22 protein-coding genes and 3 pseudogenes are annotated in these 23,076 nt (G+C 72.5%); 13 read left to right on the top strand and 12 right to left on the bottom strand.

Annotated elements, in window-relative coordinates:
• Positions 1–13: 13 nt before the first annotated feature.
• The gene (locus OGH68_RS10050; protein ID WP_264243023.1) at positions 14–547 is read left to right on the top strand and encodes a hypothetical protein; all 534 of its coding nucleotides are present in this window, start codon (positions 14–16) and stop codon (positions 545–547) included.
• Between the two features lie 102 nt (positions 548–649).
• On the opposite strand, the gene OGH68_RS10045 is transcribed toward OGH68_RS10050, so the two are convergent.
• Positions 650–1,120, bottom strand: coding sequence for a hypothetical protein (locus OGH68_RS10045; protein ID WP_264243022.1), 471 nt, complete (start codon positions 1,118–1,120; stop codon positions 650–652).
• Between the two features lie 320 nt (positions 1,121–1,440).
• Here OGH68_RS10045 and OGH68_RS10040 point away from each other — a divergent pair, with 320 nt between their 5' ends.
• Both OGH68_RS10040 and OGH68_RS10035 read left to right on the top strand, forming a co-directional pair.
• On the top strand, positions 1,441–1,761 hold the full coding sequence (locus OGH68_RS10040; protein WP_264243021.1) for a hypothetical protein: 321 nt from the start codon (positions 1,441–1,443) through the stop codon (positions 1,759–1,761).
• A gap of 172 nt (positions 1,762–1,933) precedes the next feature.
• Positions 1,934–2,115, top strand: a pseudogene (locus OGH68_RS10035) (transposase); the annotation flags it as partial.
• Here the strand turns inward: OGH68_RS10035 and OGH68_RS10030 are convergent.
• Positions 2,091–2,544: pseudogene (locus OGH68_RS10030) on the bottom strand (IS110 family transposase); the annotation flags it as partial. The pseudogenes OGH68_RS10035 and OGH68_RS10030 overlap by 25 nt on opposite strands.
• A 447-nt stretch (positions 2,545–2,991) precedes the next feature.
• Here OGH68_RS10030 and OGH68_RS10025 point away from each other — a divergent pair.
• Positions 2,992–3,291: pseudogene (locus tag OGH68_RS10025) on the top strand (transposase); the annotation flags it as partial.
• Positions 3,292–3,311: 20 nt separating this feature from the next.
• Here OGH68_RS10025 and OGH68_RS10020 read toward each other — a convergent pair.
• Positions 3,312–4,334, bottom strand: a complete 1,023-nt coding sequence (locus OGH68_RS10020) for a Gfo/Idh/MocA family protein (protein WP_264243020.1) — start codon at positions 4,332–4,334, stop codon at positions 3,312–3,314.
• A 104-nt stretch (positions 4,335–4,438) separates the two neighbouring features.
• Between OGH68_RS10020 and OGH68_RS10015 the strand changes: the two genes are divergently transcribed.
• From OGH68_RS10015 to OGH68_RS10000, 4 genes are all read left to right on the top strand, one after another.
• Entirely contained in the window at positions 4,439–5,752 is a 1,314-nt protein-coding gene (locus OGH68_RS10015; protein ID WP_264243019.1) for a Bcr/CflA family multidrug efflux MFS transporter, read from the top strand.
• Between the two features lie 322 nt (positions 5,753–6,074).
• On the top strand, positions 6,075–7,097 hold the full coding sequence (locus OGH68_RS10010; RefSeq protein WP_264243018.1) for a small ribosomal subunit Rsm22 family protein: 1,023 nt from the start codon (positions 6,075–6,077) through the stop codon (positions 7,095–7,097).
• A gap of 39 nt (positions 7,098–7,136) precedes the next feature.
• Positions 7,137–7,757 (top strand): TetR/AcrR family transcriptional regulator, encoded by a 621-nt coding sequence (locus OGH68_RS10005; RefSeq protein ID WP_264243017.1) that lies wholly within the window; start codon positions 7,137–7,139, stop codon positions 7,755–7,757.
• Between the two features lie 249 nt (positions 7,758–8,006).
• Positions 8,007–8,765, top strand: coding sequence for a bifunctional DNA primase/polymerase (locus OGH68_RS10000; RefSeq protein WP_264243016.1), 759 nt, complete (start codon positions 8,007–8,009; stop codon positions 8,763–8,765).
• Between the two features lie 83 nt (positions 8,766–8,848).
• Here the strand turns inward: OGH68_RS10000 and OGH68_RS09995 are convergent, their stop codons facing one another.
• Positions 8,849–9,808, bottom strand: coding sequence for a hypothetical protein (locus OGH68_RS09995; RefSeq protein WP_264243015.1), 960 nt, complete (start codon positions 9,806–9,808; stop codon positions 8,849–8,851).
• Positions 9,723–10,646 carry an FTR1 family iron permease gene (locus OGH68_RS09990; protein WP_264243014.1) on the bottom strand — a complete coding sequence of 308 codons (924 nt, stop codon included), beginning with the start codon at positions 10,644–10,646 and terminating at the stop codon, positions 9,723–9,725. The genes OGH68_RS09995 and OGH68_RS09990 overlap by 86 nt, the downstream gene beginning before the upstream one ends.
• 148 nt (positions 10,647–10,794) lie before the next feature.
• Here OGH68_RS09990 and OGH68_RS09985 point away from each other — a divergent pair, with 148 nt between their 5' ends.
• Positions 10,795–11,580, top strand: a complete 786-nt coding sequence (locus OGH68_RS09985) for a PhzF family phenazine biosynthesis protein (protein ID WP_264243013.1) — start codon at positions 10,795–10,797, stop codon at positions 11,578–11,580.
• 3 nt (positions 11,581–11,583) lie between these two features.
• Here the strand turns inward: OGH68_RS09985 and OGH68_RS09980 are convergent, their stop codons facing one another.
• Both OGH68_RS09980 and map read right to left on the bottom strand, forming a co-directional pair.
• Positions 11,584–12,246 carry a heme oxygenase (biliverdin-producing) gene (locus OGH68_RS09980; protein ID WP_264243012.1) on the bottom strand — a complete coding sequence of 221 codons (663 nt, stop codon included), beginning with the start codon at positions 12,244–12,246 and terminating at the stop codon, positions 11,584–11,586.
• Between the two features lie 133 nt (positions 12,247–12,379).
• Positions 12,380–13,237, bottom strand: a complete 858-nt coding sequence (gene map / locus OGH68_RS09975; protein WP_264243011.1) for a type I methionyl aminopeptidase — start codon at positions 13,235–13,237, stop codon at positions 12,380–12,382.
• A 58-nt stretch (positions 13,238–13,295) separates the two neighbouring features.
• Between map and OGH68_RS09970 the strand changes: the two genes are divergently transcribed.
• Entirely contained in the window at positions 13,296–13,523 is a 228-nt protein-coding gene (locus tag OGH68_RS09970; protein ID WP_264243010.1) for a hypothetical protein, read from the top strand.
• Positions 13,524–13,647: 124 nt separating this feature from the next.
• Here the strand turns inward: OGH68_RS09970 and OGH68_RS09965 are convergent, their stop codons facing one another.
• Together OGH68_RS09965 and OGH68_RS09960 are read right to left on the bottom strand one after the other, a co-directional pair.
• A complete protein-coding gene (locus tag OGH68_RS09965; RefSeq protein ID WP_264243009.1) occupies positions 13,648–14,925 on the bottom strand; it encodes an MFS transporter in 1,278 nt (425 codons plus the stop codon).
• 63 nt (positions 14,926–14,988) lie between these two features.
• Complete coding sequence (locus OGH68_RS09960) at positions 14,989–15,609, bottom strand: hypothetical protein (RefSeq protein WP_264243008.1); 621 nt, start codon at positions 15,607–15,609, stop codon at positions 14,989–14,991.
• 95 nt (positions 15,610–15,704) lie between these two features.
• Here OGH68_RS09960 and npdG point away from each other — a divergent pair, with 95 nt between their 5' ends.
• A complete protein-coding gene (gene npdG / locus OGH68_RS09955) occupies positions 15,705–16,424 on the top strand; it encodes an NADPH-dependent F420 reductase (RefSeq protein ID WP_264243007.1) in 720 nt (239 codons plus the stop codon).
• Positions 16,425–16,560: 136 nt separating this feature from the next.
• The gene (locus tag OGH68_RS09950) at positions 16,561–16,758 is read left to right on the top strand and encodes a hypothetical protein (protein WP_264243006.1); all 198 of its coding nucleotides are present in this window, start codon (positions 16,561–16,563) and stop codon (positions 16,756–16,758) included.
• Between the two features lie 67 nt (positions 16,759–16,825).
• On the opposite strand, the gene OGH68_RS09945 is transcribed toward OGH68_RS09950, so the two are convergent.
• Complete coding sequence (locus OGH68_RS09945; RefSeq protein WP_264243005.1) at positions 16,826–17,626, bottom strand: site-2 protease family protein; 801 nt, start codon at positions 17,624–17,626, stop codon at positions 16,826–16,828.
• 175 nt (positions 17,627–17,801) lie between these two features.
• Here OGH68_RS09945 and OGH68_RS09940 point away from each other — a divergent pair, with 175 nt between their 5' ends.
• Positions 17,802–21,104, top strand: a complete 3,303-nt coding sequence (locus OGH68_RS09940; RefSeq protein WP_264243004.1) for an ATP-binding protein — start codon at positions 17,802–17,804, stop codon at positions 21,102–21,104.
• Between the two features lie 45 nt (positions 21,105–21,149).
• On the opposite strand, the gene OGH68_RS09935 is transcribed toward OGH68_RS09940, so the two are convergent.
• A complete protein-coding gene (locus OGH68_RS09935; RefSeq protein WP_264243003.1) occupies positions 21,150–21,974 on the bottom strand; it encodes an ABC transporter permease in 825 nt (274 codons plus the stop codon).
• On the bottom strand, positions 21,971–22,978 hold the full coding sequence (locus OGH68_RS09930; RefSeq protein ID WP_264243002.1) for an ATP-binding cassette domain-containing protein: 1,008 nt from the start codon (positions 22,976–22,978) through the stop codon (positions 21,971–21,973). The genes OGH68_RS09935 and OGH68_RS09930 overlap by 4 nt, the downstream gene beginning before the upstream one ends.
• Positions 22,979–23,076 lie beyond the last annotated feature (98 nt).

Raw genomic sequence — 23,076 nt, 5'->3', positions numbered from 1 at the left:
TAGCGTCTGCGCCGTGAACCCAATCGATCTCTTCACCGCGCTCACGGACCTCAAAGCGGAGCAGGAACGCCTCTTCGTCGGCGTGCAGCGGCTCCAGCGAGACCACTTTGAGCAGTTCAGCGAGGACGCGGTCAGCGTGGAACGCGCTCTCGTCCTGAAACCCGTCGGCGGCGAGACCCCCGCAGACCCTTGGGACGCCGAGGACCCCGCGGCGGCCAGCTTGCCGCCGGGCATACAGGTGCGCCTGAGTAACTACCTTGAGGGCACGACCGTCCAACGGACCGTGGATGAGTTCGGCATCGACGCCCGTCTGACGGCCACCGAGGAGAGCTTCATCGTCTCGACTCTGGTGTGGGCCCGGCTGGACCTGGACCGGAAGGGCCTGTCCGCCGGGTACCACGTACTACGCGAGACCACCCGGAACGCGACGACCCTGGGCGGGGCCTTCACGGCCCTGCGCGCCGAGATCGACGACCTCCTCGCCGTGGACAACCCGTTCGAGGCGGTTGGCCCGTCGGTCTCCGAGTCCGATCTGTACGCCGACTGATGCGACCGGGAACGGTTGCCGGGTTGGGCGGTCAGGCCGAGGCTGCTGGTACACCTCCTGCGGAGTTCTGTTAACCCGCTGGAAAGACGCAGATCAGTGCCCTTAGCGGTCCGTGCCCCAGCGCCAGAGGAGCTCCCCGCCCTCGGGGACCGCGGCCCAGCGGGCGGCGGCAGTGTCCAGCCGCGGCCCCGTCCTCGCAAGCGCCTCCGCGTCGAGTGGCGCCGGGCCGACACCGCGGCCCTCTGCGGGCAGCCCGCGCCACACCCGATGGGCCCAGTTCACGGAGAGCTCGGCGGCCATCACGGCGTCGCCACCGCGCCGCAGCACCTTCATCCCCGAGCGGCGGTGCCGCCCCGGCGAGATGAGAACGAACCCCTGGAAGGTGGCACCGCGCGCCATCGCACCCCAGAAGCCGTCGTCGATACCGAGGGCGGTCTCCACGACGGCGTGGACGAGGTCGTGCGGCATGCTCGGGCCGACGGGCTGGGCAGGCAGTCTGATGTCCGGCCCCTTGCGGGCGCGGACCAGGATCTCGTGCTGGTTGTCCGGCAGCTTCCGGAAGGACATCTCCATCAAGGGCGACCATAAGGGCGGGCCCGGCCGCCGCCCACCGGTTTTTCCCCCCGCGTACCCGTACACTGGCCTCTTTTCGGGAGGTGACGACAGCATGGCCGTGCGGGTGCTGACCTGTGACGCCGGGATCTTCTACGACGCCGTCGACATGTTCGAGTGCGCTGCGGACGGCACGCCGTGGACGGACCGTTGGTACGTCGGCGGGCACGACGACGTGGCCGTGGGCGACCTCGCGTACGTGATCACCGAGGACGGGGACCGCGGATCCGTACTGGCCCGCGGCGTCGTGGTGGAGGCGGACGCGGCCGACCGGGTGGCCCTTGTGGACGTCCGGGGGGCGGCTGGGCCCGGCGTACTGCCGGAACCTCCACGGGCTGCCGGAGGACGCCGACGGAACGCCGCTGTTCGTTCGGTTCGACGTCGAGTCGGTGGTCGACATGGACCACCAGCTGGGCCTGGCGTCGATCCCCTGGCCCACGGGCACCGGGCCGGACACCGTGCGCGCGCTGACGTCCGGCGCGATGCTCCCCAGCCCCGCCGCAGTCGCCCTGGCCACCGCCTGGGATCGGCACGTGGCCGCGCTCCTCGACGACGAGCTGGCACTGCGCCTGCCCGTGGGCGGATCGGTGACGTCGGCCTGACGTGGCGGCGACGCCGGCTCAGGACGCAGTGCCACGCGGGGCGATCCGCAGGCGCGTGGCGCCGGTGTGGCGGGATTCCCCGGGGGCCATGTCGGCTAGGGAGCGTATTGCGTCGTGATCAATCTGCGAGGTTTACCTTCGCGGCAGGGCCTGGACTGCTAAACCCTCTTGGGTGACGCGAGTGCAACTGACGGATGCAGAGTGGGAGTCATCGGGCCGTACTTGCCGATCGGCGAGTACGGCCCGTATCCCGAGCGGCTGCGGCAACAGTTCGAGGGCGTGATCTGGCGGTTCAAGACGGGCGGGCAGTGGCGGGAGGTGCCGGCGGAGTTCGGCGCCTGGTCGACGGTCCACACGGCGTCCTGCTGGGGCGCGGGCCAGGACGGCGATGGCCTGGGCGAGTTCGCTGTCGTCGGGCAGCGGTCGGTGGGTGGCCCGGTCGGTGCGCAGGATGTTCGCCAGCACCATGGCGTCGAGGTGGTCGGACTTCTTGCGGGCGACCGCGTGCCGGTCGCGGTAGCGGGCCGCTGCCATCGGATTGATCGCGTAGATGGGGCGGTTGGTGGCTCGCAGGCAGGCCACGAGCAGGCCGCGGGAGGTTTCGATCGCCACGGGAATCGGGGCATCCTCGCTGTCGCCGTGGGTGGAGAGAAGGTCCAGGAGCTGTTGCAGGCCTGCGGCGTCGTCGGTGATCCGGGCTCGGGCCAGAAGGGCTCCCTCGTGGTCGACCAGGGCGACGTCGTGGTGGTCGCTGGCCCAGTCGATCCCGCAGGTGACGGTCATCGTGTCGTTTTCGTCCTCTCGGTCAGGGGGCTGTTGCTGCTGGTCGCAGCCGTGCGGGGGCACGCGTCTCCCTAATGGAAGGGCTCGATGGCCCAGGATCCGATTAGCCGTTCGTGACCCCAGCGACCCGCGGGGCCCTCGGTCTGCTCGTGAGCTCGGCAGCTCCAGGCTTGATGAGAGGTGATCCCCGCAGGCGGCTCGGACCACGGACTTCAACGATCCGATCGTCGGACTGGATGCGGTAGTTGCGTCCGGTCTCGTGGTGGTGAACGGTGCCGGGGGCCGGTGCTTGTCCAACGGCTCAAGGGCCCGGGCGTACTCTGCGGCTTTCCCGGTACCGATCACCACCACGATGTACGGCGCTTGCTGAAGCGGGGCCCGCAGTCTCTTTCAGGGCCTCAACGGGCCGGGGTGGGCCTGGCGGTGCCCCGCTTCACTGCCCATTAGGCGTACTCGTCTCGCGGCAACCGCGGCCACCTGCGCAAACGCCGTATCAAGGCGGTCATCCCGGAGAAGAAGGACCAGGCTGCCAACCGGAGGAAGAAGGGCTCCAGGGGCGGCCGGCCCGTCAGCCACGACGCTGATCTCTACAAGGAGCGCAACACCGTCGAGCGGCTGATCAACAAGCTGAAGGCCTGGCGAGGCATCGCTACACGGTACGACAAGACACCTGCGAGCTACCTCGCCGGCCTCTACCTCCGCGCCTCGATGATCTGGCTCAAGGACCTCACCGGGACCATCTGTTGATCACAACCGAAATACGCTCCCTAGCGGACGTTCTCGCTCACCGCGCTGGTCTTGCTCGTCTCGCCCGGGAAGCGGACGCCGATGCGGTCACGGACCGCGTCGAGCGTCCGCATCACGGCGAGCGTGCCGTCGAGCGGGACGAGAGGGGACTCCTTCTCGCCCGCCCGCACGGCCCGCATCACCTCGGCCGCCTCGTGCTCCAGCGAGTCCCGGCGGCCGTCGAAGAGGAACTCCTCCGGCTCCTCGCCGTCGCGGTGCAGGACGAAACGCTCGGGGAAGAAGAAGCCGTCGGGCACGTCGATCCGGCCGGCCGTGCCGGTCACCGACGCCGTGACCGGGGTGGCCGCCGTGATCGAGCAGGACAGCAGTGCCGTCGCGCCGCTGTCCGACCAGCCCAGCAGCATCCCCGTGTTGAGGTCCACACCCTCGGGGGACAGCAGTGCGTCGGCCTGCACCCGGTCCGGCTCGCCCAGCAGCAGCTGGGCGAAGGAGACCGGATAGACGCCGAGATCGAGCAGCGCGCCGCCGCCGAGCGCAGGGTCCCGCAGCCGGTGGTCCGGGGCGAACGGTCCCGCCAGCCCGAAGTCCGCCTGCACGGTCCGCACCTCACCGATCGCCCCCTCGCGCACCAGCTCGGCGATACGGCGGACGGCCGGATGGCAGTACATCCACATGGCCTCCATGAGGAACGTGCCGCGGGCCCGGGCCAGTTCGACGAGCTCCGTCGCCTCGGCCGCGTTCAGGGTGAAGGGCTTCTCGCACAGCACCGGCTTTCCGGCCTCCAGGCACAGCGCGGCCGCGGCCCGGTGCGCGGAGTGCGGTGTTGCGACATACACCACATCGACGTCCTCGTCGGCCGCGAGGGCGGCCTGGTCCCCGTACGCCCGGGGTATCCGGAACCGGTCGGCGAAAGCCTTGGCGGACGCCTCCGTACGGGACGCCACCGCCACGACCTCGGCGTCCGGCATCCCCAACAGATCCTCGACGAACCGGACGGCCATGCCGCCGGTCGCCAGTACGCCCCACCGCACGGTGTCGCTCATCCTTCGCCCACCCCTGCCCATGCCGAATGTTCACGCAGAAAAGGTCTTGATCAGTCCGGACGAGCTGAGAGCATAGATGTTGAAAATAGGAATAGGAGCTGTAGATGCCGGAGAGCGGCCAGAGCAAACAAGGACAGATCACCCAAATCGGACCGGCATCCGCCCCTTCAGCCCCACCGGTGGCGCTCGTTTCCACCGGCGTCGCCGCGGCCCGCCGGGCCGGACTGGTCGTCACACTCGTCCTCGGCGGCCTCACCGCTCTGCCGCCGCTGTCCATGGACATGTACCTCCCGGCGCTGCCCGCCGTCACCGACTCGCTGCACGCACCTGCCGCGACCGTCCAGCTCACCCTCACCGCGTGCCTTGCCGGCATGGCCCTCGGCCAGCTCGTCGTCGGCCCGATGAGCGACAAGTGGGGACGCCGCCGCCCGCTGCTCGCCGGCATGCTCGTGTACGTCGTCGCCACGGCCATCTGCGCGCTCGCCCCGACCGCCGAACTCCTCATCGCCTTCCGGCTGTTGCAGGGCCTCGCGGGCGCGGCCGGCATCGTCATCGCCCGCGCGGTGGTGCGCGACCTGTACGACGGCGTGGAGATGGCCAGGTTCTTCTCCACCCTGATGCTGATATCCGGCGTCGCGCCGATCATCGCCCCGCTCATCGGCGGCCAGGTGTTGCGGGTCACCGACTGGCGCGGCATCTTCGTCGTCCTCACCGCCGTCGGCATCCTGCTCACGCTCGTCGTCGTCAAATGGCTCCACGAGACCCTGCCGGCACACAAGCGGCACAGCGGCGGAGTCGGCGAGGCCCTGCGCACCATGCGCGGCCTGCTCGCCGACCGCGTCTTCGCCGGCTACATGCTCACCGGCGGACTCGCCTTCGCCGCGCTGTTCGCGTACATCTCGGCGTCGCCGTTCGTGGTGCAGGAGATCTACGGCGCCTCGCCGCAGACGTTCAGTCTGCTCTTCGGCGTCAACTCGATCGGCCTGATCACCGTCGGCCAGATCAACGGCAGACTCCTCGTCGGCCGGGTCAGCCTGGACAAGGCACTGGGCTTCGGCCTGTCCGTCATCACCCTGGCGGCGACCGCGCTGCTGCTCATGACGGCGGGCGTCTTCGGCGAGGTCGGCCTCTTCCCGATCGCGGCGGGGCTGTTCGTGCTGATGTCCGCAATGGGTCTCGCGATGCCGAACACGAACGCGCTCGCCCTGCTGCGCACGCCGCACGCGGCCGGCTCGGCGTCGGCGCTGATCGGCACGGCGTCGTTCCTGATCGGCGCGATCGCGTCGCCGCTGGTCGGTATCGCCGGGGAGGGGACGGCGGTACCGATGGCCGTGGTGCAGGTGGTGTGCGGCGTGGGCTCGGTGGCGTGCTTCATCGGCCTGTGCCGTCCGTGGCAACGGAGGCCGGAGGCGGTCTGAGGGGACGGGGCGTCCGTCCCCTACTGGACCGGGGGCTCCTCCCCGGTGCCCCGTACGGGGCACCGCCCCGGCCCCCGGTACGGCGCTTTGCGCGGCGGCCTCCACTCCCCCTACGGCCTGGCGGCCGTTGGGCGGGGGTACCTCCGGCCTACGGCCGCCGCCAGGCCGGAGGTAGGCGGGATTACCCAGCCGGGCACACCCAGCCCCGCCGGCGTTCGAAGCGCGGGGTCCGGGGCCGGAGCACCCGGTTTCGAGGCAAGGTGGGGGAGGGACCCGCGCAGCGGCCGGCGCCGTGTTCCGCAGGCCCGCGTAGACTCTCTCGGTGACCGTCACCGCCCCCACCGCCGACACCCTCCGTGCCGCCCTCGCGCGGCTGCTGGACGGGCTGCCGCCCACGCAGGCCGCGCAGGCCGTCGAGCGGCTGATCGCCAACTACCGTGGGGACACGCCCACCGCCGCGCCCATCCTGCGGGACCGCAGCGACGTCGTCGCTTACGCCGCGTACCGGATGCCGGCGACCTACGAGGCGGTGCGGTCCGCGCTCGGTGCGCTGCGGGCGGCGGTGCCGGGCTGGTCGCCCGTGACGCACACCGACATCGGCGGCGGCACCGGTGCCGCGAGCTGGGCGGTCGCCGACGCGTGGGACGAGGCGGCGCCGAGGACGACGGTGCTGGACTGGGCCGAGCCCGCGCTCGCGCTCGGCCGTGAGCTGGCCGCCGCCTCCCGGGTGCCTTCCCTGCGTGACGTGCAGTGGCAGCGCTCCCGGATCAGTTCGACGCTCCGTATCGAGAGCACCGATCTCGTCACCGTCTCCTACGTGCTCAACGAACTCACCGCCGCCGACCGCGCCGCCGTGGTCGCGGAGGCCGCGCGCGCGGCCCGGGCCGTCGTCGTCGTGGAACCCGGCACCCCCGACGGTTACGCACGGATCATCGAGGCCCGCGACGCGCTCGTCGCCGCCGGACTGCGCATCGCCGCGCCCTGCCCGCACAGCGCCGCCTGCCCCATAGAACCGGGCTCCGACTGGTGCCACTTCGCCGCCCGGGTCTCCCGTTCCTCCCTGCACCGGCAGATCAAGGGCGGTTCACTGCCGTACGAGGACGAGAAGTTCAGCTACGTCGCCGCCACCCGTCCCCCCGTGGGGCCCGAGCCGGCCGCCGCGCGGGTCGTCCGCAAGCCGCAGATCCGCAAGGGCCTGGTGCTGCTCGACCTCTGCACCCGGGACGATGGGCTGCGCCGCGACACGGTGACCAAGCGTCGCGGCGCGCGCTACAAGGACGCCAGGGACGCGGAGTGGGGCGACGCCTGGCCGCCCCGCGACGCCGCGGCCGACGACGGCAGCTGAGACGAGACGTCTCGGCTCACCCGTTGTAGGTTTGACCGCATGACCGAGCAGCCGAAGGCACCCGACTCCTCGCGCCGCAGCGAGCGCTCCCGTCGCGCGATCTACGACGCCGCCCTCGCCCTCGTCGGCGAGGTCGGCTACACGAAGACCACCGTCGAAGGCATCGCCTCCCGCGCCGGGGTCGGCAAGCAGACGATCTACCGCTGGTGGCCCTCCAAGGCGGCCGTTCTCCTCGAGGCGTTCCTCGATCTTGCCGAACAGGCGTCGGACGCGGCCGGTCCCGACGGCTACGAGATCCCCGACACCGGCGACCTCGAGGCCGATCTCCGCCTGGTCCTGCGCGCCACCGTCGACGAGATGAACACCCCCGTCTACGACGCCCCGGCCCGTGCCCTCGCCGCGGAGGGCGTGGTCGATGCGACGGTCGGTGCCCAGTTCGTCGAGAAGCTGCTCGAGCCGCAGCTCCGGCTGTACGTCACACGGCTGCGCGCCGCGCAGGAGGCCGGGCAGGTCCGGGCCGGGATCGACCTGCGTATCGCCCTCGAGCTGTTCGTCGGACCGCTCGCGCACCGCTGGCTGCTGCGCACCCTGCCGCTCACGCACGAGTACGCCGACCTGGTCGTGGACTACGCCGTGAACGGCCTCGCGCCCCGCGACTGAGCCCCGGCCGCCGCAAGAGCGACCGCCGCCCGCCCCCCGACCGGCCCGCCGCGACCCGCTGATTCCGGCCGCCCCCGGGGTGATCCGTGTGCCCCCGCGCATGCCCCCGCGCGCCCCTGGACGGCGGGCGTGCCACCTCCCGGCGGGCGACGTGCCCCACCCCGGTTGAGGACTGTGGCCACCCGGGGAGCAGGATGGTGGGAGCATGGCAGTGTCCGCGTGGGGCGAGCGTGAGGTGTGAGGGGATAGATGGGCGACGGTATCGGCCGCTACCGCGGCACGGCGAGTGGGCCTTCCCGGGAGAACAGGCTGGCGCAGTGGCTGCGCCGCCGGAGCGGGAACGCCGAGGCGGACGACTCGCGTCGCGAGGAGCTGCTGCTGGCCGCCGCCGCCGCGGGACTGCCGCTCGCTCCTGCCGCGCACCCCGTCGGCTATCGCTGTTCCTGTGAGCGCATCGGGTGTCCGACCCCGGCCACGCATCCGCTCTCGTTCGCCTGGCAGACCCAGTCCACGACCGACAGGGAACAGATCCAGCGCTGGGCGCAGGGCCAGCCCGAGGCGAACTTCATCACCGCCACCGGCATGGTGCACGACGTGCTCGACGTGCCCCTCGAAGCCGGTCGCGGCGCGCTCGCCCGGCTGTTCGAGCGGGGGATCGACGTCGGACCGGTCGCCGAGGTGGGGACGGACCGGATGCTCTTCTTCACCGCCACCCGCGGTACCCCGGAGGACGAGGACGAGTGGTGGCCCTGCGCCCTGGACTGCCACCCGGAGACCATGGACGAGCACCCGGGCCTGCGCTGGCACTGCCGCGGCAGCTACGTCCTCGTGCCCCCGGCCCGGCTCCCCGGCGACGGTGACCTGGGCGTCGCCTGGGTGCGCGGCCCGGAGCATCCGCTGCCGGACCCACTGACGCTGCTGGAGACCCTCACGGACGCCTGCGCGAAGTACGCCGGCGAGAACACGGACGTGGACCACCACGCGACAGCCTGGCCGCTCGGCCGCTGACACGCCCCGCCCGCCTTCGCCGACCCCCGCCCGAGCCGTCGAAGCCACCAGGGGCGTGAAGCCGCGAGGACGCCGCCTCCGTGTTACGAGCCCTTCGCCGAGGTCAGTCCCGTCAGCCGGCCCCGCACGTCCACCACCTGGCCGGGTTCGCGCCCGTTGCCGGGCGGCACGACCGCCACCAGGTTCGAGACCCGCTCCTTGGTGAGCGAGGACTTCACCTCGCCGGTCATCAGTGCCTTGACGTCCGGTACGACCTTCAGCCGCACGCCCTTCGCGGCCGTCTGGCGTTCGAAGTTGCGCGCCGAGAAGAACACGAAGCCGCCGCCGTCCTGGGTGACCAGGCCCAGCGGCGCGAAGTCGCCCGAGTCCAGGGGCTGATCGATGTACTGGGTGCTCGTCCCGGGCACGTTCGCCGTCTTCGCACGGGCCTCGCGCCACGCGGAGGTGTGCGGGCCGGCCTTGAAGTGGTCCGGCTTCCCCTCCTTCAGGTACGAGGCGTACTCCTCGCTCAGATTGCGCGGGGCGACCGCGAGCGCCGTGCTGTCCGGCGCGACGGGCTCGGCGTGCCCGTCCTTGTCCGTCCTGAAGGCCGGGATCTGCTGGGGGGACAGGATCGTCAGATAGGCGGCCTCCCACCCCGCGTCGGGGCCCGTCCGCACGAAGACGAGCACCCAGCGGCTGTCCTTCGCGCCGCCGTCCTCGTCGAGGTTGGAGTCGGTGTCCGCCACGAACCAGCGGGGCCAGCCCGCCTTCTTCGGGATGAGGAACTTCGTGTCGGTCAGCTCCAGCGGCGTGTGGTTCGGGTTGCCGTTCGGGAAGTTGACCTGGCGGGCCTTGAGACCGGCCTGGTTGATCGCCCCCAGCGGACCGGTGACATGGGCCGCGTCGAGAGCGGGGTCGTAGGCCTTGTCGGCCTTGTTGTACGCCTCGGTGAACGCGGCGAGTGCCTGCGCCGCCTCATCGTTCGTCGCCGACGGGACCACCGCCCGTTCGCCGTGCACCGTCACACACGCGCTCGCTGTCAGGGACAGTACCGCCGTCACCGCGAGCCCCGTCGCCGCCCGACCCAGCCTTCTCATCGGTTGCCTTCTGCTCCTCGACCCCCATGGACCGTCCGAACCCTACCGGGGCGAGGAAAAGGCCGAGCGCCGGGACCAGATACAGCGCCCACACCGTGACCTGGAGGACGGTCGGGCTCGGCCCGAAGGCGAACACGCCCTCCAGCAGCGCCCCGTACCAGCTGTCCGGCGGGACGGCGGAGCCGATGTCGAACGCCCGGTCCGCCGCCCCGCCGAGGAACCGGGCGTCCTGCAGATCCTGGACGCCGTACGCGAGCACTCCGGCCGCGACCACGACGAGCATGCCGCCGGTCCAGGGGAGGAACTTCGCCGGACCGAGCCGCAGCGCGCCCCGGTGGATCAGCCCGGCGAGCACGACGGCGGTGGCGATCCCGAGCAGCACACCCACCAGCGGGGCGCCGTTGCCGCCGCCGCTCCCGGTCGCGGCACGCACCGCCGCCCACACGAACAGCTCCGTCTCCAGGCCCACCCGCCCCACCACCAGGAACCCGGTGGCGACGAGCGCCGCCGCCGGACGCCGGGCCGGGTGCCGCAGGTGGAGGATCCACCACGTCAGCAGGCAGACGGCCACGGCCGACAGCACCGCGGCGAGCAGCCGGCGCGCCTGGAACGTGAGCGGCTGGGGGCCGTGTTCGAGTACGAAGCCGAAGCCCAGGAAGACGACGGCCGCGGCCGCGACCCCGGTGAGGACCGGGCGCACGGCGTCCCGCCCGCCTTCCTTCACCAGACAGGCGAGGAGGAGGGCGAGGGCCACCCCTGCCGCGAGCCCCTCGCGCATGCCGATCAGAAAGCTGTCGAACACGTCGGTCCTTTCCGCTCCTTCAAGCGAGCAGGCGAACAGGCGAACAGGCCAGAAGTGAACCTACGTGCCGGACGCCTCGTGCCGGTCATGAGGTGCGTCCGCCGCCGGGAAGCCGCCCGCTCCTGACCCGGGATGCTTGAATGCCTGCGTGAACGAACTCGACCCGCCCGGCGCGAGCGGCGAACTCGACGTCCTGCGCGTCTTCTGCGACGGCGACGGAAGGCACGGCAACGCCCTCGGCGTCGTACGCGACCCCGCTCGCCACCCGGACCGCGCGTCCCGGCAGGCACTCGCCGCGGAACTGGGCTTCAGCGAGACGGTGTTCGTCGACGACCCCGAGCGCGGGGTCGTCGACATCTACACGCCGACGCTGCGCCTGCCGTTCGCGGGTCGCCCGCTCGTCGGCACCGCCTGGCTGCTCGACCTGGAGGCCGTCAACCCGCCCGCGGGCGAGGTCTGGGCGCGCCACGACGGTGAGTTCACCTGGATCACCGCCCGCGCCGCATGGGCGTCGCCGTGGCGGTTCGAGCAGTACGCGTCACCGGCGGAGGTCGACGCGATGCCCGCCCCGCCGCCCGGCGAGGGCCGGCTCTGCACGTGGGCGTGGGAGGACGAGGCGGGGGGCCGCGTACGGGCCCGCGCGTTTCCCCGGAACGGGGACGGCATCGTCGAGGACGAGGCGACCGGCGCGGCGGCGCTGCTGCTGACCGACCGGCTCGGCCGCGCGCTGAACATCACGCAGGGCCGCGGGTCGCAGATCCTGACCGCCCCCGGCCCGGACGGCATCGTCGAGATCGGCGGCCGTGTGCGCCTCGCGACGCCCGCGGCCGCCCCTGCCCCCGGCTGGGCGCCCGCCTCCGTCCGGATGAGCCTCCCGGGCGGCGGGCGGACCCGGCTGCCGCACGCGGTGACGGCGCCGGGCCCCACGTCCTGACGGCTACGCGCTGAGCGGGAACTCCCGCTCCAGCTCCCGCAGGACGGCCACGTTGTGATCGAAGGCCGAGCGGCACTCGTCGACCATGCGCTGCTTCTCCAGGTCGTCGGCGTCCACCGCGTCCAGCAGTTCGCGGTATCCGCGCTTGAACGCCGCCGGGTTCGGGATCTGCTCGAAGACGTAGAAGCGGACGCCGTCGCCCTTGCGGTCGAAGCCCCAGGTCTTCTCCGCCATGTCCCGCAGCACTTGGCCGCCGGAGAGATCGCCGAGATAGCGGGTGTAGTGGTGCGCAACGTACCCGGCGGGCCAGGTCCGCGCGCACTCCTCGATCCGGGCGGCGTACGCGGCCGTGGCCGGCAGCGGTACGAGCTCCTCGGGCCGGACGTCCGCGCCCCGCAGATGCCCGAGGTCACGCTCGAGCTCCGCGGTGCGCATCAGCTCCGGCCGGATGAACGGGCCGGCGACCGGGTCGTCCCGCAGCGCGTGCGCCGCGCCCTCGAGCGCCCGGTAGACGAACCACAGCTCCTCGGTGTACCGCGCGTACGCCTCGACGCCGAGCCGCCCGGCGAGCAGGCGGTCCATGAAGTCGGACGTCTGCACCGTGGTGTGCCGCTCGTGCGAGGCGAGACGGATCTGTGTGGAGAAGGGGGTGGCGGTGGCGTCCAAGGCGGGCCTCCAGAGACCGATGGGACGGGAACGCACGGCGGCGGCTGTCGCCACCACCGATCCTTCTGCTCAGGCTTGCCTAAGTCAATGTGTTCCCGACGTCCTGTCGGTAAAACGCTACCCGCCCCGTGGGTCAGGGCAACGTAAGGATTTCGGCCCCCGTGCCCGTCACCACCAGCGTGTGCTCGAACTGCGCCGTGCGCTTGCGGTCCTTCGTGACCACCGTCCAGCCGTCGTCCCACATGTCGTACTCGTACGTCCCGAGGGTGAGCATCGGCTCGATGGTGAAGGTCATCCCGGGCTGGATGACGGTCGTGGCGTGCGCCGCGTCGTAGTGCGGGATGATCAGCCCGGAGTGAAACGACGAATTGATCCCGTGGCCCGTGAAGTCGCGGACGACTCCGTAACCGAACCGCTTGGCGTACGACTCGATGACCCGGCCGATGACATTGACCTGGCGGCCCGGCTTGACCGCCTTGATCGCACGGTTCAGCGACTCCCGGGTGCGCTCGACGAGCAGCCGCGACTCCTCGTCGACGTCACCGCAGAGGTAGGTGGCGTTGTTGTCGCCGTGCACACCGTTGATGTACGCCGTGACGTCGAGGTTCACGATGTCGCCGTCCCGCAGCACGGTCGAGTCCGGGATGCCGTGGCAGATGACCTCGTTGATCGAGGCGCACAGCGACTTCGGAAAACCGCGGTAGCCGAGCGTCGACGGGTAGGCGCCGTGGTCGCACATGAACTCGTGCGCCACACGGTCCAGTTCGTCCGTCGTCACACCGGGCGCGATGTGCTTGGCGGCCTCCTCCATCGCCTGCGCGGCGATGCGTCCCGCAATGCGCATCCGCTCGATGGTCTCCGCGTCCTGGACCTCCGGCCCCGTGTACGGGGTCGGCGCGGGCCTCCCGACATACTCGGGACGCCGGATGTTGCCGGGGACGGAACGGGTGGGAGAGAGCTCCCCTGGTACGAGCAGCGACTGGCCAGACATGCCAGCGAGTCTAACCAGCCCCGCTGGGGCAGCATGGCCTGAGAGGAAGGAGCCGACGATGGCCCTGTTCAAGAAGCGCACGGTGGGCAAGCCGGGCGAGTGGTACTACTGCCTGCAGCACAAGAAGGTCGAGGAAGGCCCGGAGTGCCCTGCGAAGGACCGCTTCGGGCCGTACGCGTCCCGGACGGAGGCGACGCAGGCGATGGAGACGGCGCGGGAGCGGAATCTGGAGTGGGAGACGGATCCCCGCTGGCACGATGCGCCGTCGCCGCCGACGGAGGACTGAACGCGGGCGGGCGCGTGCAGGGCCGCTGCGCGGAGCCTTTCCCCGCCCCGCCCCTTCCCGAAACCGGGGGCGGAGTCCCCGGTTTCGGGAAGGGGCGGGGCGGGGAAGACGCCCGCCGCAGGCGTCACGCGTCCGCCGCCTCCCGCGCGGCCCGCCGCGCCACCGCGTCCTCGTCCGTGTCCGCGTCGTACGTGACCAGCCTCGGCAGCACCGCCGCCAGCACCCCCACCGCCGCCACGCACGCCACGCCCCCTCCCCAGATCGCCGGCCGCGTCCCCGTCCAGCCCGCCATCGCGCCGGCCCGCACCTGGCCCAGCTGCGGGCCGACGCTGTACGAGAGGACCTCGATACCGGCCAGGCGGCCGCGCAGGCCGTCGGGGATGGTCTGGTTCCAGATCGTCGAGCGGCCCAGCCCGCTCAGCATGTCGCCGGCGCCCGCGAACGCCAGGCACACCAGCACCAGCCATACGTCCGTGAACCAGCCGGCCGCCGCCACGGCGAGGCCCCACCCCGCCGCGCCGAAGATTACGAGCAGGCCGTGCCGGCGTATCCGGGAGGTCCAGCCGCTGGTCAGGCTCAGCAGTACGGACCCGGCCGAGCCCGCCGCGTACATCAGGCCGAGGGACCACTCGGCGTCCAGGTCGTCCGCCAGGAACGGGAAGATCGTGTGGGGGAAGGCGAGGATCATCGCCGCCAGGTCGATCGCGTACGTCCCCAGCAGCACCGGGCGCGACCACGCGTACCGGGCGCCCTCCGCGATGCCGCGCAGGGACGGCTTCTCGGCGTCGTGGGCCGCCGGCGCAGGGTCCAGACGCAGGCACAGCAGCACCGAGACGGCGAAGCCGGCGACCGTGAGCCCGTACGCCGTCGCGTGCCCGGCGTAGGCCACCACGACGCCGGCGACCGCCGGGCCGGCGATCGCGCCGAGCTGCCAGCGGATGGAGTTCAGCGCGGCGGCCGCCGTGAGCTGGTCGTGGGGCACGATCCGGGCCAGCAGGGAGTCGAGCGCCGGGCGCTGCAGCCCCGCGCACGCGGAGACCCCGGCCGCGACCACGTACAGCGGCCACAGCATCGGTTCGGGCAGTGCCGCGTTGACGAGCAGGATGCCCGCCAGCAGACCGAGCGCGGCCTCGGTGCCGAGGATCACCTTGCGGCGGTCCACGGCGTCCGCGAGCGCGCCGCCGTAGAGACCGAAGACGATCAGCGGGACCAGCTCCACCGCGCCCATCGCGCCCACCGCGAGCGGGGAGCCGGTCAGGTCCTTGATCTGCAGCGGCAGGGCGATCATCGCCATCGAGCTCGCGAAGTACGTGACAAGGCCCTGGGTCCACAGCAGCCGGAAACCGCGGGACGACCGCCACGGCGAAAGATCGGGCAGGACGGCGGAGAGCTTGAAGGTCACAGACGGCCATGCTCCGGGCTGCTCGTCGCCCCCGGCAACCGAATTAGCGCCCGGCGTCCCGCGCTACCAGCGCGCCGGCGGCGGTGACGTCAGCTGGTCCGCCAGCCACGACAGCCGGTCCCTCAGGCGCGAGCGGCCGCGCGGCGCCGGCAGGCAGTTCTCGCCCGCCGCCGCGCTCACCAGGTGCTGCACCGTGTCGATGTCGATCTCCGCCGCACCCGCCGCGTGGTCGGCGCCCGGCACCGTCAGGGCCTCGTGCGCCAGGCCGTGCACCTCGGGGTCGCCGTCGTCGAGGGCCAGGACCGTCGCCCCGGCCCGTCGTGCGTCGTGGACGCGCTCCAGCAGGCCCTCGTCCGGCGGCGCGGGCGCGACCACCAGCAGGGTCTCGCCGCGCCTGGCCGCCTCGAGCCTGCCCAGCCCGACGGCCAGGTGCGCCGGATCCGTGGCCCGCACCCGGTGCCGTACGAGCGTCGGCGTCAGCTCGGGCTGCCCCGACCACGCCGCCTCGTCGACGAGATGCGCGGCCATGTGCCACGGCTCGTACTCCGCCGTGCCGACGAGCAGCAGCCCGCCGCCGCGGGGCACCACGGAGGACCGCAGCGCCTGGGCGAACCGCCGGGTCGCCGCGGGCCACTGGGTTCCGGCGAGGACTTCGCGCAGCAGCGCGACGTGTACGGCATCCATGCCGCGCATCCTGCACCGGACCCGGACCGGGCGGGGCCGGGTCGGCTCCGTCTCACCCGATCGGGAGGCCGGGGCGCGCGAAGTAGAGTCGGCCCATGACTACTACTGGTACCGACAGTTCAGGCACCGCGCCCAAGGCCCCGGCGAAGGACCCCCGGGACCTTCCCGATGTCTCCGACCTCGTCGTCGGTGTCCTCGGCGGCACCGGCGACCAGGGCCGCGGACTCGCCTACCGGCTGGCCGGGGCCGGCCAGAAGGTGATCATCGGGTCCCGTTCCGTGGAGCGCGCGGAGGCCGCCGCGGAGGAACTGGGTCTCGGCATCGAGGGCGCCGACAACGCCGAGTGCGCGCGGCGCAGCGACGTGGTGATCGTGGCGGTGCCGTGGGACGGGCACGCCAAGACGCTGGAGACGCTGCAGAAGGAGCTCGTCGGCAAGCTCGTCGTCGACTGCGTCAATCCGCTCGGCTTCGACAAGAAGGGCGCGTACGCGCTCAAGCCCGAGGAGGGCAGCGCCGCCGAGCAGGCCGCCGCCCTGCTGCCCGACTCGCGGGTCACGGCGGCCTTCCACCATCTGTCCGCCGTGCTGCTCCAGGACGAGACGATCGAGGAGATCGACACCGATGTGATGGTGCTCGGCGAGACCCGTGCCGACACCGACATCGTCCAGGCTCTGGCCGCCCGGATCCCGGGCATGCGGGGCGTCTTCGCCGGACGGCTGCGCAACGCGCACCAGGTGGAGTCGCTGGTGGCGAACCTGATCTCGGTCAACCGCCGCTACAAGGCACACGCGGGGCTGCGCGTCACCGACGTCTGAGCGGACGTGCCGGCCGTCGCGGGCGCCGGGCACGGTCGCGGGGCGGGCATGGGGGACACTGGAGAGGCCGTACCTCCCGCCGCGCCGCGGCGGGCGGAGGCGCCCCGTCCGCAGGAACCGACAGGAGCTCCACCCCATGCCCCGCCTCGCTCTCTACTCCCTCGCCGTCTGCGTCCTCGCCGTCGTCGCGGCGGTGATCTCCTTCGTGCAGGGCCTGTGGCTCGGCATCGTGTGGGTGCTGCTCGCGGGGCTCGCCTCGAACATGGCCTGGTACTACCGGCGTCGGGCGAAGGCAGAGCGTGCCGCGGCAGGCGCCGGGGGCGGGGCGGCCTGACCGGCCCGCAGGACCGGACCGGGCCTGCGCGCCGGACCACGCCTGTGCGTCAGGTCGGGCCCGTGCGTCAGGCCGAGGACGCGCAGAACTCGTGTCGCCCGTTCCAGAACTCGAACAGGTCCCGGCCGCAGTAGATCCCGAACTCGTTCACGCCGAGAGCCTCCATGACCCCGTAGACGGCGTCGAAGAACACCACGTTGACCTCGGGGATGAAAAGGATCACAAAGACGATGATCAGTCCGAACGGCGCGATCGGCTCCACCTGCCGGCGCACCTTGTACGAGAGCCAGGGCTCGATCACGCCGTAGCCGTCCAGACCCGGGACCGGCAGGAAGTTCAAGATCGCGGCGGTGACCTGGAGCATCGCGAGGAACGCGAGCGCGAAACGGAACTCGACCGGCACGCCGTCCAGCGCGTCCAGCCAGAACGGCGCGGTGCACACGGCGGCGAACAGCACGTTCGTCAGCGGACCCGCCGCCGAGATCATGCTGTGCTTCCAGCGGCCCCTGATGCGGTTCCGCTCGATGAAGACCGCGCCGCCCGGCAGACCGATGCCGCCCATGATCACGAAGATGACCGGCAGCACGATGCTCAGCAGGGCGTGCGTGTACTTCAGCGGGTTCAGCGTCAGATAGCCCTTGGCGCCGATGGAGATGTCGCCGCCGTGCAGCGCGGTGCGGGCGTGCGCGTACTCGTGCAGGCAGAGGGAGACGATCCACGCGGAGACGACGAAGAGGAAGACGGCGAGCCCGGTGTTGGTCGAGAAGCCCGTCCACACCGCCCAGCCGGTGACCCCCATCACCGCGGCGATCCCCAGGAAGACGGGACTGACGGCGCGGTCGCTGTGACGCCTGGCGGCGGTGGTCATGGACGCGGCTCCTGAATGCGGCGGGCGTGCGGGACGGCACGGCGGGTGGTGTGCGGAGTAGACCGTACCGGTGGTGCGGGGTGAAACGTCCGGCAGGTCGCTCCCGGTTCCTGCGCCTGCCCGGCCGGAGGGGCGTCGACACCGGCGCGGTGGCCGCCGCAGGGACAATGGGGCGGTGCGCTATCTCCTGCTCGGCACCACACAGGCCGTCCACGACGACGGCACGCCCGTCGTGCTCGGCGGGGCCCGGCTGCGCGCCCTGCTGGCGGCACTCGCGCTGCGGGCCGGACGCACGGTCCCCGTGGACGTCCTGATCGACGAGGTGTGGGACGGGGACCCGCCTGCCGACGCGACCGGGGCCGTGCAGGCGCTCGTCGGCCGGCTGCGGCGGGCCCTGGGGCACGCCGCCGTCGCCTCCGCCGACGGCGGCTACCGGATCCGCGCCGACCCCGACGACGTGGACCTCCACCGCTTCGACCGGCTCACCGGGGAAGGGGCGCGGGCACTGGAGGACGGCGACGCGGTCAAGGCCACGGCCCTCCTCGACGACGCGCTCGCACTGTGGCGGGGGCCGGTACTGGCCGACCTGCCGGACCGTGCGGCGGCGGAGGTCCGGTGGGAGGCCCGGCGGCTGGACGCCCGCCGGACGCGCCTCGCGGCGGCGGTCGCCCTCGACGGCGCGCAGGACGCACTGCCGGAGCTCGCCGCGCTCTGCGAGGCGCATCCGCTCGACGAGCCGCTCCAGGCCCTGCGCGTACGGGCCCTGCGGGACACCGGCCGGGCGGCGCAGGCGCTGGCCGCGTACGAGGAGGTGCGCCGGGAACTGGCCGACCGGCTCGGCACCGATCCCGGCCCCGAACTGACCGCCCTGCACGCCGAGTTGCTGAACCCGCCGGCGCCGGCCGCCCCCACCGGCAATCTGCGCGCCAGGCTCACCAGCTTCGTCGGCCGCGAGCCCGAGCTCCGCGAGATCCGCGACGACCTGGCGCGTACCCGGCTCGTGACCCTGCTCGGGCCGGGCGGCGCGGGCAAGACGCGACTCTCCCAGGAGGCCGCGGAGCGGGCCGCCGCCCACCCCGGCGACCCCTGGCCGGACGGCGTCTGGATCGCCGAACTCGCGCCGGTGGACGACCCGTCGGCGGTACCGGAGGCGGTGCTCACCGCGGTCGGCGGGCGTGAGACGGTGCTGCGCGGCGCCGGCGCGGAGGAGCTGCGTGCGGCCGACCCGCACGGCGACGACCCGCTCGTCCGTCTCACCGAGCACTGCGCCCGGCGCCGCATGCTCGTGCTCCTCGACAACTGCGAACACGTCGTCGAGGCGGCGGCGACGCTGGCGGAGCGCCTGCTGGAGACCTGCCCCGGCGTGACGGTCCTGGCCACCAGCCGTGAGCCGCTCGGCGTCCCCGGTGAACTTCTCCGCCCGGTCGACCCGCTGCCGGACCCGATGGCGCTGCGGCTGCTGGCGGAACGGGGCGCGTCCGCGCGGCCGGGGTTCCGTGTCGACGCGGACGAGGAGACGGCCACCGCGGCCGCCGAGATCTGCCGCCGGCTGGACGGCCTGCCGCTCGCCATCGAACTGGCCGCGGCGCGGCTGCGGATGCTCACCCCGCGGCAGATCGCGGACCGGCTGGACGACCGGTTCCGTCTGCTGACCAGCGGCGCCCGTACGGTCCTGCCGCGTCAGCAGACGCTCCGTGCGGTCGTCGACTGGTCCTGGGACCTCCTGACCGAGCCGGAACGGGCCGTACTCCGCCGCCTCTCGGTCTTCGCCGGCGGCTGCGACCTCGCCGCGGCCGAGACGGTCTGCCCGACCCCGGCCGGCGACTCCGCCGACGCCGACGGCGTGAGCGACGTGGGTGACGTCGCCGGCGCGGTCGGCGCGCTTGTCGACAAGTCGCTCGTCGTCGCCGAGCCGGCCGCCGACGGGCAGATGCGGTACCGGCTGCTCGAGACCGTCGCCGAGTACGCCGCCGAGCGGCTCGACGAGGCCGGGGAGCGGACCGGGGCCGAGCGGCGGCACCTGGTGCACTACCGGGAGCTCGCCCGCACCACCGACCCCCTGCTCCGCGGCCACGGCCAGCAGGCCGCCCTCGCCCTGCTGCGGCGCGAGTACGAGAACCTGCGCACCGCCCTGCGGCAGGCGGTCGAGGCCCGCGACGAGCACGAGGCCCTGTGTCTCGTCCTCTCCCTGTCCTGGTACTGGCACATGCAGGACCTGCGCACCGACGCCCGCCAGTGGACCGAGGCCGTGTCCGCCCTCCACTGCGACCCCTTCGCCCCGCCCGTGCACCCGGCGCCGCCGCTCACCGAGCGCTGCACCGACGCGCCCCCGCCGATGCGGCCCGAACTGCTCGCAGAGGCCCGGCGGCAGGCCGCGCTGGTCCGGATGGTCAGCATGGACCACGGCGTCGAGGAGTGGACCACCCCCGAGAAGCTCGCCTGGCTGCGCCGCGTCGTCGGCGTCTACGACGCGGGCCCGCCGCAGGTGTGCCGCTTCCCCGCCTCGCTCTGGTTCTACGCCGTACTGATCACCGGCGACGGCGACCGGGTGCGCCACGTACTCGACCTGACCGTGCGGACCGCGGAGGAGCACGGCCCGGAGTGGGAGCTGGCCAACGCCCTCCAGTGGCGGGCCAACATCCTCGCCAACCGCGGCATGTGGGCCGGTGACGCCCACCGCGACGCCGACCGCAGCCTGCGGATCTTCGAGCGGCTGGGTGACGCCTGGGGCGTGGCCGAGGCGCTCGCGTCCCGCGGCGAGGCCCAAGCGCGGCGGGGCGCGTTCGAGGAGGCCGCCGCCGATTACGGCGCGGCCGTCGAGCGCGCCGCCACGCTCGGCGCCCGGGGCCAGGCGTCCCTGCTGCGCGGCCGTCTCGCGAACGCCCTGCTGGAGAGCGGCCACGGGGCCGAGGCCGAGGTGATTCTGCGCGAGGTGCTCTCCGCGGGACACGACGCCGGGTACGAGGCCAGGGCACTGGCCCGGACGGTGCTCGCGATGCGGCTCGGCCGCTCGGGACGCAGCGACGAGGCACGCGCGGAGCTGGCGACACTGCGCGCAGACCTCACGGGCGACACTCTCGCCGTCTTCGAGGGCATGGTCGTCGGTTTCCTGGCGTGGCTGGACACGGTCGACGGCCGCCACGCCGAGGCGTGCGACGGAGCCCGTAAGGCGCTCGCGTACGCCCTGGAGCCGCTGTCCATGATGATCGCGCCGCAGATGCCGGCCGCGCACATCCTGACGGCGGCCCGCGCGCTCGCGGGGGCCGGTGACGCGCTGCTCGCGGCGCGGCTGCTCGGCGCGTACGAAGGGCTGCTTCCACAGGGCCAGTTCATGACCTCGCTGGATCGGGAGAACCGCGATCTCGCCGAGGACGTCGCCCGCGCCGCCCTCGGGGACGCCGCCTTCGAGGACGCGTACGCGGAGGGCGGCGGCCTCACCCTGGAGGAGGCCGCCGCCCTGTTGCGCGCCACGCGCTGAGTGCCATGGGCTGAGCGCGACGGGCTGAGCGTCACGGACCGGACGTCACGTCTTCCTGCGGAACTTGGCGACGGCCAGCGGCGCCGTGACCACGGTGATCGCCGCCGTCCAGCCCAGCGTCATCCACACCGACTCGGCGACCGGCCCGCCGTTGATGAGCGCGCGGGCCGCGTCGGCGAGGTTGGAGAGCGGGTTGTAGTCGGTGAACGTCTTCAGCCAGCCCGGCATGGTCGACGGCGGCGAGAAGATCGACGACCCGAACTGCAGCGGCACCAGTACCAGCATGGCCATCCCCTGGACGGCCTGCGCCGTCTTCATGGTCAGCCCCAGCAGGATGAAGATCCACGTCAGCGAGGCGCCGAAGAGAAGCGAGAGACCGACGGCCGCCAGGAGGCCGAGCACGGAGGTCTTGATCTCCAGCCCCAGCAGGAAGCCCATGCCGAGCAGGATCGCGGTGGCGATCACCATCCGGCCGACCTCGACCACGATCTTGGCGATGAGCACCGAGGACCGGGCGATGGGCATCGTCCGGAACCGGTCCATCACACCCTTCCTGAAGTCGTCGTTGATGCCCGTACCGACGGCCATGGCGATGTTCAGGCCCATCATCGCCATCAGGCCGGGCACCACGTAGTTGACGTACACGTCCTGATTGCCCTTGCCCGAGATCGCGCCGCCGAAGACGTACACGAACAGCAGCGTGAACATGATCGGCATCAGCAGGACGTCGAACATCGACTCCGGGTCCTGCTTGATCTGCATGGCGTTGCGGCGCACCAGGGCGCCGATGTGCCGCAGATTGGCCCGCAGGCCGATCCGTCCGTCTGCCCGGTCGGCGGCGACGGGGGCGGTGAGTGCTGCCGCGCTCATGCCGCGACCTCCTCGGGGATCATGTCGGTGTCTTCGACGGCGGCGGACGAGCTCTTCTCGCCGGTGATGGCCAGGAACACCTCGTCCAGGCTGGGCAGATGCGTGCCGATGTGCGCGATCGGAAAGCCCCGGCCGGCCAGGAGCGCGACGACCGCGGTGAGCTGGGCGTCGCTCAGGATCGGCACGTACAGCTGCCCTTCGTCCGGCACGGCCGACACCCCTCCGACGCCGTCGAGGCCCGCTTCGGCCACCGCCCCCGCCATGGCGGCGAGTTGTGCCGGGTCGCTGGGCCGGATCTGCAGCGTGCGTCCGCCGACCTTGGCCTTCAGCTGCTCCACGGCGCCGCCGGCGATGACCCGGCCCCGGTCGATGACGGTCAGCTCGCTCGCGAGCTGCTCCGCCTCCTCCATGTACTGCGTGGTCAGCAGCACGGTCGCGCCCTCCGCGACCATGCGCCGCACCTCGTCCCAGACCTCGTTGCGGGTACGGGGGTCGAGACCGGTCGTCGGCTCGTCGAGGTAGAGCACGGCCGGGCGGCCGATCATCGAGGCGGCGAGGTCGAGGCGCCGGCGCATGCCGCCCGAGTACTGCGCGGCGGGCCGCTTGGCGGCCTCGGTGAGCGAGAAGCGTTCCAGCAGCTCGTCCGCCCGGAGGCGGGCGTCCCTGCGGGACAGGTCCAGCAGCCGCCCGATCATGTACAGGTTCTCCCAGCCGGAGAGCTTCTCATCGACCGAGGCGTACTGGCCGGTGAGCCCGATGGTGCGGCGCAGCTGCCGGGGCTGCTTCACCGCGTCGTAGCCGGCGACGGTGGCACGGCCCGAGTCGGGGACGATCAGGGTGGAGAGGCAGCGCACGAGGGTGGTCTTGCCCGCGCCGTTGGGACCGAGGACCCCGAGGACCGTTCCTTCACGGACGTCGAGGTCCACCCCGTCGAGCGCCTTCGTCTCGCCGTAGTGCTTCACGAGGCCCCGTACCTCGACGGCGTTCTTGTCGGTTCGCGTCATGGGGAACACGGTGTCCGACCGCGCCGACAGACCACCGACAGACCACCGACACCCGGCCGACAGGCCGCCGACGCGGACCCGGCGGGCCCTCGCCGACG

Origin of the sequence: Streptomyces peucetius, assembly GCF_025854275.1 — a bacterium.
GTDB classification, from domain to species: domain Bacteria; phylum Actinomycetota; class Actinomycetes; order Streptomycetales; family Streptomycetaceae; genus Streptomyces; species Streptomyces peucetius_A.
Note: the sequence above shows the minus strand (reverse complement) of the source record. Positions and strands in the feature narration are given on the sequence as shown.

Bases quoted from the DNA above. Each gene is read 5' to 3' on its own strand.
- OGH68_RS10020 (WP_264243020.1), bottom strand. From the start codon at position 4,334: ATGAGCGACACCGTGCGGTGGGGCGTACTGGCGACCGGCGGCATGGCC.
- OGH68_RS10000 (WP_264243016.1), top strand. From the start codon at position 8,007: ATGGGCGACGGTATCGGCCGCTACCGCGGCACGGCGAGTGGGCCTTCC.
- OGH68_RS09930 (WP_264243002.1), bottom strand. From the start codon at position 22,978: ATGACGCGAACCGACAAGAACGCCGTCGAGGTACGGGGCCTCGTGAAG.
- OGH68_RS09960 (WP_264243008.1), bottom strand. From the start codon at position 15,609: ATGGATGCCGTACACGTCGCGCTGCTGCGCGAAGTCCTCGCCGGAACC.
- OGH68_RS10045 (WP_264243022.1), bottom strand. From the start codon at position 1,120: ATGGAGATGTCCTTCCGGAAGCTGCCGGACAACCAGCACGAGATCCTG.
- npdG (WP_264243007.1), top strand. From the start codon at position 15,705: ATGACTACTACTGGTACCGACAGTTCAGGCACCGCGCCCAAGGCCCCG.
- OGH68_RS10015 (WP_264243019.1), top strand. From the start codon at position 4,439: ATGCCGGAGAGCGGCCAGAGCAAACAAGGACAGATCACCCAAATCGGA.
- OGH68_RS09950 (WP_264243006.1), top strand. From the start codon at position 16,561: ATGCCCCGCCTCGCTCTCTACTCCCTCGCCGTCTGCGTCCTCGCCGTC.
- OGH68_RS09970 (WP_264243010.1), top strand. From the start codon at position 13,296: ATGGCCCTGTTCAAGAAGCGCACGGTGGGCAAGCCGGGCGAGTGGTAC.
- map (WP_264243011.1), bottom strand. From the start codon at position 13,237: ATGTCTGGCCAGTCGCTGCTCGTACCAGGGGAGCTCTCTCCCACCCGT.
- OGH68_RS10005 (WP_264243017.1), top strand. From the start codon at position 7,137: ATGACCGAGCAGCCGAAGGCACCCGACTCCTCGCGCCGCAGCGAGCGC.
- OGH68_RS09945 (WP_264243005.1), bottom strand. From the start codon at position 17,626: ATGACCACCGCCGCCAGGCGTCACAGCGACCGCGCCGTCAGTCCCGTC.
- OGH68_RS09935 (WP_264243003.1), bottom strand. From the start codon at position 21,974: ATGAGCGCGGCAGCACTCACCGCCCCCGTCGCCGCCGACCGGGCAGAC.